At 68.7% G+C, this 6,763-nt stretch carries 7 protein-coding genes; 1 reads left to right on the plus strand and 6 read right to left on the minus strand.

All coding sequences use genetic code 11. The features are described 5' to 3' along the window. The first annotated feature begins 13 nt into the window (after positions 1-13). Positions 14-883: an SMP-30/gluconolactonase/LRE family protein gene (locus FHP25_RS31110; RefSeq protein ID WP_147850881.1), complete on the plus strand. Its 870-nt coding sequence runs from the start codon at positions 14-16 to the stop codon at positions 881-883. Positions 884-944: 61 nt separating this feature from the next. Here FHP25_RS31110 and FHP25_RS31115 read toward each other — a convergent pair whose 3' ends face one another. From FHP25_RS31115 to FHP25_RS31140, 6 genes are all read right to left on the minus strand, one after another. After that, positions 945-1,736 (minus strand): FadR/GntR family transcriptional regulator, encoded by a 792-nt coding sequence (locus FHP25_RS31115; protein WP_147850882.1) that lies wholly within the window; start codon positions 1,734-1,736, stop codon positions 945-947. Continuing rightward, entirely contained in the window at positions 1,733-2,470 is a 738-nt protein-coding gene (locus tag FHP25_RS31120; RefSeq protein ID WP_147850883.1) for an ABC transporter ATP-binding protein, read from the minus strand. The genes FHP25_RS31115 and FHP25_RS31120 overlap by 4 nt, the downstream gene beginning before the upstream one ends. Beyond that, positions 2,467-3,195, minus strand: a complete 729-nt coding sequence (locus FHP25_RS31125) for an ABC transporter ATP-binding protein (RefSeq protein WP_178133914.1) — start codon at positions 3,193-3,195, stop codon at positions 2,467-2,469. The genes FHP25_RS31120 and FHP25_RS31125 overlap by 4 nt, the downstream gene beginning before the upstream one ends. Further along, positions 3,185-4,144 (minus strand): branched-chain amino acid ABC transporter permease, encoded by a 960-nt coding sequence (locus tag FHP25_RS31130; RefSeq protein WP_147850884.1) that lies wholly within the window; start codon positions 4,142-4,144, stop codon positions 3,185-3,187. Before FHP25_RS31130 ends, FHP25_RS31125 begins: the two co-directional genes overlap by 11 nt. Positions 4,145-4,154: 10 nt before the next feature. Continuing rightward, positions 4,155-5,012: a branched-chain amino acid ABC transporter permease gene (locus FHP25_RS31135; protein WP_147850885.1), complete on the minus strand. Its 858-nt coding sequence runs from the start codon at positions 5,010-5,012 to the stop codon at positions 4,155-4,157. 235 nt (positions 5,013-5,247) lie between these two features. Continuing rightward, positions 5,248-6,501, minus strand: coding sequence for an ABC transporter substrate-binding protein (locus FHP25_RS31140; protein ID WP_147850886.1), 1,254 nt, complete (start codon positions 6,499-6,501; stop codon positions 5,248-5,250). Positions 6,502-6,763: the final 262 nt, after the last annotated feature.

A 6,763-nucleotide genomic window follows, 5' to 3' on the forward strand; every position in this document is an offset into this window, starting at 1 on the left:
GGGGGATGGAAGCATGAGCGTCGAGATCCGCGATCCGCGTTTTGCCGCGGTGGTGGGCGAAGCCGTCGCGTTCGAGCCGATCGGCACCGGCTTCCTGTTCACCGAAGGGCCGCTGTGGCATCCCGCCGAGCACTACCTGCTGTTCAGCGACATGCCCGGCGATCACATCCGGCGCTGGCACGCGACGGGTGGCGTGACCACGTTCCGCAAGCCCAGCAACATGTCCAACGGCCTCGCCTGGGACCGGCAGGGCCGCCTGCTGGCCTGCGAGCACGCCACCAGCCGGGTGAGCCGCACCGAGAGCGACGGCAGCATCAGCGTGATCGCCAGCCACTACCAGGGCAAGGAGCTGAACAGCCCCAACGACATCGTGGTGAAGAGCGACGGCGGCATCTATTTCTCGGATCCCACCTACGGCCGCATGAAGTACTACGGCCGCGAGCGCGCCTGCGAGCTGTCGTTCCAGGGCGTCTATCGCGCCGACGCCAGCGGGCTTGTGCTGCTGGCCGACGATTTCGCGCAGCCCAACGGGCTGTGCTTCTCGCACGACGAGGCGCGCCTGTTCGTCAACGACACCAGCCGCCAGCATATCCGCGTGTTCGATGTGCGCGCCGACGGCACCCTGGCCGGCGGCCAAGTGTGGGCGCAGACCACCGGCACCGGCCCGGGCGCGCCCGACGGCATGAAGCTCGACAGCGCCGGCAACCTCTATTGCTGCGGGCCGGGCGGCATCCACGTCTTCGCCCCCGACGCCACGGCGCTGGGCGTCATCCGTACGCCCGAGCCGGCGGCGAATTTCTGCTTCGGCGACGCCGACCGGCGCAGCCTCTACATCACGGCATCGACGTCGGTGTACCGCATCCGGGTGGCGGTGGCGGGCTGAGGTTGAGCGAGACCGTCATCCCGAGCGCAGCGAGGGATCTCCTGCGTGTGGCGCACGTGCGCTATTCGCGGGAGATCCCTCGCTGCGCTCGGGATGACGGTTTGCCCGGCGACCGCGGCGGCTTCCCGCCGAGACCGCTGATGCCTTCGCCCAGCTTCTCCTCGACGAAATCCATGTGGGCGATCAGGGCGGCGTGCGCGGCCGCCGGGTCGCGGCGGCGCACGCCGTCATAGATGTCGACGTGATGCTGCCAGATGACCCGGTGGTCCTCCTGGTTGGGCACGTAGCGCTTGAAGCGGTAGAAGGCGGCGAAGCCCTCGCGCAGGGTCTCCATGATGCGGATGGCGAGTGGGTTGCCTGTCGCCGCGGCCAGCGCGCTGTGGAAGGCGATGTCGTTGGCTTCCCAGGCCGCGTCGGTGACGGCCAGACGGCGCATGGTGTCGAGGCAGGCTTTCATGGCCTTCAGGTCGGCGGCGGTCGCTGCCCGTGCCGCCTGCATCGCGCACCAGCCTTCCAGCGCCCGGCGGATCTCGAAGAACTCCGACACCCGGTGCGCCTCCTTGCGGATCAGCTCGATCATCGGCCGGTCGGGCGCCGTGCGCGGCGCGCTCGCCATCACGAAGCTGCCGGTGCCGTGGCGCACCTCGATCAGGCCGACCAGCTCGGCGCGGTGGATCGCCTCGCGCACGGTGGGCCGGCTGGTGTTGAGCAGGGCGGCCAGCTCGCGCTCGGGCGGCAGCTTGCTGCCGGTCGGCCATTCGCCGGACCGGATCAGCGCCGTTATGCGCTCGAACACCTGGTCCGACTTGCGCCCGCCCTGCAGCGGCCGCAGCGACTGCGGCCCGGCTGTCATTGCGCAACCTGCGGGCTGATGCCGAGATAGATCTCCTGCACCTGCGGGTTGTTCTCCAGCTCGGCGGCCGTGCCCTCCAGCACGGTGCGGCCGGTCTGCAGCACATAGGCGTAGTCGGCGATATCGAGCGCCAGCGGGATCGACTGCTCGGCCAGCAGCAAGGTCAGGCCCTCGCTGTGCAGGCGGTGCAGCGTCTCGTAGAGCGCTTCGACGACCGCGGGCGCCAGGCCGAGGCTGGGCTCGTCGAGCATCAGCAGCCGGGGCTCGCTCATCAGCGCACGGCCCAGCGCCAGCATCTGGCGCTCGCCACCCGACAGCGTGCCGGCGAGCTGGCGCCGGCGCTCGGCCAGCCGCGGGAACAGCGCATAGACACGCTCGAACAGGGCGTCGGTGCGGCTCTTGTCGGCCAGCGCCGTGGTGCCCAGCCGCAGGTTCTGCTCCACCGTCTGCGAGACGAACAGGCGCCAGCCTTCGGGCGACAGCGCCAGGCCGCGCCGCACGATGGCATAGGCCGGCTGGCCGCCGATGCCTTCGCCGCGCCACTCGATCGTGCCGGCGGCCGGCCGCACGATGCCGGCGATGGCGTTGAGCGTGGTCGTCTTGCCGGCGCCATTGGAGCCCAGCAGGGCCACGACCGTGCCGGCCGCGACCTGCAGCGAGACGTCGCCGATCCCGACGAGGTCGCCGTAGCGCACCTCCAGGTGCTCGACGCGCAGCGTGCCGGCAGCGCTCATGGCCGCCGCTTGCGGCGGCCATGGCCGAGATAGGCTTCGATCACCGCCGTCTCCTTCACCACGGCATCGGGCTTGCCGCTGGCGATCACATGACCCTGGTTGAACACGAGGACGCGCTGGGTGAGCGTCATGATCACTTCCATGATGTGCTCGACGATGACCAGCGTCACCCCTGTCGCGTGGATCTGCCGCACCAACGCGATCGCCTGCTGCAGCTCGGCCGGCGTCAACCCGGCCAGCGCTTCGTCGAGTAGCATCAGGCGCGGGCCGGTCGCAAGCACGCGCGCGATCTCCAGCCGCTTGCGCCCGGGCGTGCCCAGCGTGCGCGCCCGCTGCCCGGCCTGGTCCTTCAGGCCGGTCATCTCGACGATGCGGCGTGCATGCTCGTGCGCATCGGCGCGGCGCGGGTGGCGCAGGAACGCGCCGACCATCACGTTCTCCAGGATGGTCATGTCCTCGAAGGTCGTGGGCACCTGGAAGGTGCGCCCGATGCCGGCCCGCGCATGCGCCTCCGGCGAGGCGCGCGTCATGTCGGCGCCGGCGAAGACGATCCGTCCGCCGGTCGGCACCATGTCGCCGGCCAGGCAGTTGAAGAAGGTCGACTTGCCGGCGCCGTTAGGGCCGATGAGGCCGATGATCTCGCCCTCGTCGAGGGCGAGGCTCGCGCCGGACACGGCACGGAAGCTGCCGAAAGCCATGGTGACGTCGTCGGCCTCAAGCAGCACGGGGCGTCCTCCTCAGGCGCGGCGCGAGGCGCTGCCACAGCTCGTGCAGGCCGCCGGGCTCGAACCGGGCCAGCACCAGGATGATGCCGCCATACAGGATGTAGGTGAGGCCCGAGCCGCCGCCGCCGAACCAGGTGTTGGTCGCGGTCTGCGCCGGCACCAGGATCAGCGCGCCGACCAGGGGGCCGTACAGCGTGCCGGCGCCGCCCAGCGCCGCGACGATCACCATCTGCACCGAGATCAGGATGCCGAAGCCGCTCTCCGGATCGATGAAGCCTGTCTTGATGGAATAGAGCGAGCCCGCGATCGACGTGAAGACGGCGCTCAGCAGCAGCGCCTTCAGCTTGGTCTGCTGCACCGGCACGCCGAGGCTGCGCGCGGCGCGCTCGCCGGCCTTGATCGCGCGCAGATAGTAGCCGAAGCGGCTCTTCTCCACGGCGCGGGTGACGTAGAGCAGCACCGCCAGCACGACCAGGAAGATGTAGTAGTAGGGCAGCTCGCTGCGGAAGGTGAGGTCCCACCAGCCGCGTCCGACGGCCGGCCCCTGCAGGCCGATCGCGGCGCCGACGAAATCCCAGGTGCCGATGAAGATGCGGATCAGCTCGGCGACGGCGATGGTCGCCATGCTGAAATAGTGCCCGCGCAGCCGGAAGGTGGGCAGCCCGATGACCACCGCCAGCACCAGGCTCAGCGCGACGGCCAGCGGCGCGCCGGCGATCGGCGGCAGCTGCCACAGGTTGAACACCAGCAGCGGCACGTAGGCGCCGATGCCGAAGAACATCGCATGGCCGACCGAGACCTGTCCGGCATAGCCGCCGACGATGTTCCATGCCGACGCCGAGATCGCCGCCAGCAGCAGCCCGACGCCGATGTCCCAGTAGAAATGGTCGTAGAGGACGAACGGATAGGCCAGCAGCGCGACGGCCAGGACAAGGGTTCCGGTCTTCACGGCATGGCCCTCACGCTTTGCCCATCAGGCCCTGGGGCCGCAGCCACAGCAGCGCGGCGAACAGGCCGTAGACGACGATGTCCTTGTAGATCGGGCCGAACCAGTAGGCCGACAGCGCCTGGATCAGGCCGATGATCAGGCCGGCGTAGAGCGCGCCGGGCACGCTGCCGAAGCCGCCCAGGGCCACGACCACGAAGGCGGTGAGGCCGAAGGTCTCGCCCACCGACGGCGACCACGGGTAGGCGGTCGCCATCAGCGCGCCGGCGATGCCGGCGCTGGCGGCGGAGAGGCCCCAGGCCAGGGCCTGCATGCGGTCCGGCCGGATGCCCATCAGCATCGCGGCATTGCGATCCTCGGCCACGGCCAGCAGCCGGCTGCCGACCGCCGTGCGGGTCAGCAGCAGGTGCAGCGCGACGGTGAGCGAGACGGCCACGAGCCCGGCCACCAGCTGCGCCACCGGCATCAGGATGCCGCCGAGGTTGACCGTGCCCGACAGCGACGTCTGCGGCAGCGACACGAAGTTGGCCGAGAAGATCCAGAACGCGGTGTAGCGCAGCAGCAGCGCCAGGCCGAAGGTGGACAGGATCTGCGCCAGCATCGGTCCGCGCATGACATGGCGCACCAGCGAGAGATAGACGACGACACCCAGCACGAAGAGCGCGAAGGCAGCGGCGACGCCGAACGTCGCCGGTCCGCCCGCCAGCCAGGTGACCACGAGCAGGGCCACGTACATGCCCAGCATCACGAACTCACCGTGGGCGAAGTTGATGAAGTTCATCATGCCCCAGATCAGGGTGAGGCCTGACGAGAACAAGGCATAGATGGCCCCCAGCAGGAGGCCGCCCACGATCACCTGCAGCAGCAGCATGGCGTTGGCACCGGCATTGTCTTTACTCCCCCACACAGGTGCTCGGCGTTTGTGGTCCTATCCTTCCCCCGGAGGGGGAAGGTGGCGTGAAGCGCCGGAAGGGGGATGCTGCAACGGATTCGATGTCATTCAGAGCCAGCGAACCTGTTGCAACATCCCCCATCCGCCCCTTCGGGGCACCTTCCCCCTCCGGGGGAAGGACTACGTCACACACTCCCGGAATGACGGTGGTTCTCTATTTCCAGCCCTTCATCGGCCATTGCAGCTGGGCCTCGGCGGCGCGGTCCGGCCAAACCAGGTCGTACTTCTTGCCGTGGAGCTGGATGAGGTAGGTCGCCGCCAGCACGTTCTGGCCGGTGCTGTCGAACTTCACGCCCTCGTAGCCCATCATCAGCTGGTCGGGCTTGAGGTCGGTCTGGCTCAGCGCGACGCGGATCTTCTCGGGATCCTTGGCGCCGGCCCGGTTGAGCGCGTCGGCCAGCGCGAAGAAGCTCTGCATGTTGCGGGCGGAGGTGTCGTCGAGGTCGCGGCTGGTCTTCTTCTTGTACATCTCGTTGATGAGGTATGTGGCCGATCCCGGCTTGCCGATGTCCCAGGCGCTGCGGTTCATCACGCCCTGCGCGATGTCGGCCACCGCCGGGATGAACGAGGGGTCGGAGAAGCCGGTATCGTCGCCGATCACCATCGGCGGCATGTACTCCAGATTGCGCATCGTCTTGATGTAGAGGATGGCATCGGCGGTGTAGCTGATGAAGATCACGACGTCGGGCTGCTTCTCCTTGAGCTGCAGCACCTGGGCCGACACGTCGGTGGAGCTGGCGCTGTAGGGGATGCGGATCGCGACCGGGATGCCGTTCTTCTTGGCGGCCGCCTCGATGGCGTCGGCGACCGAGGTGCCGTAGTCGGTGTTCTCGTTGACGACCGCGATGGAGCCGATGGTCTTGCCGCGCTTCTTCATGTCGTCGAAGAAGCGCATGTAGGTGGCGGCGTAGTCGCTGGCGATCGGGGTGCCGCGGAACACCCATTTGAAGCCGCGGCCGGTGATGTTGGCGGCGGCCGACTCCCCGACCATGAACGGAATGCCCTGGCGCTCGGCCACCGCCGTGGCGGTGAAGCTGCACGACGACTGGTAGGCGCCGAACAGCACGTCGACCTTTTCCTGAGTGATGAGGCGCAGCGCCTGCTGCTGCGCCACCGACGGGCTGCCCTGGTGGTCGACGAAGACGAGCTCGAGCCTGGCGCCGCCCATGTTGGGCAGCCCGGCCGTCTTGGCCAGCGGCAGGTTGCCCAGGTCGGGATGCGCGTCGTTGACGATGTCGGCGGCGACCTCGGCGGCCGCCTTCGAGGCCTGGCCGGCCGCCGCGGCGTTGCCGGTGAGCGGCCACAGGATGCCGATCTTGACAGTGTCAGCGGCCAGGGCCGGCACGGCCCCCATGACGGCAAGGCACGCCGTCGCGATCGCGGCGAGCCGCGCTGCTGGTCCTGTCACGTCTTCCTCCGCATTCGTTTGAAGGCGATCAGATCTGTCATCCCGAGAGGGTGTGATTTTAACCTTCCCCCTCCGGGGCAGGACGATCGCATATGCTGCCGCTCACCCCTCGCCCCGCGGCAGCGGGGAGAGGGAGGGTGTACAGACCGATTAGATCGGTGACGGAATAGACCGGATACATCGGTAACAGTTTTGGCATGGAGGTGAGCATGCCGTGGCTGGAGACCGATGCGATGAAGGAGCGTAGGCGAGTGGTGCTGGA

This window comes from Vineibacter terrae (genome assembly GCF_008039615.1).
Taxonomy (GTDB): Bacteria; Pseudomonadota; Alphaproteobacteria; order Reyranellales; family Reyranellaceae; genus Vineibacter; species Vineibacter terrae.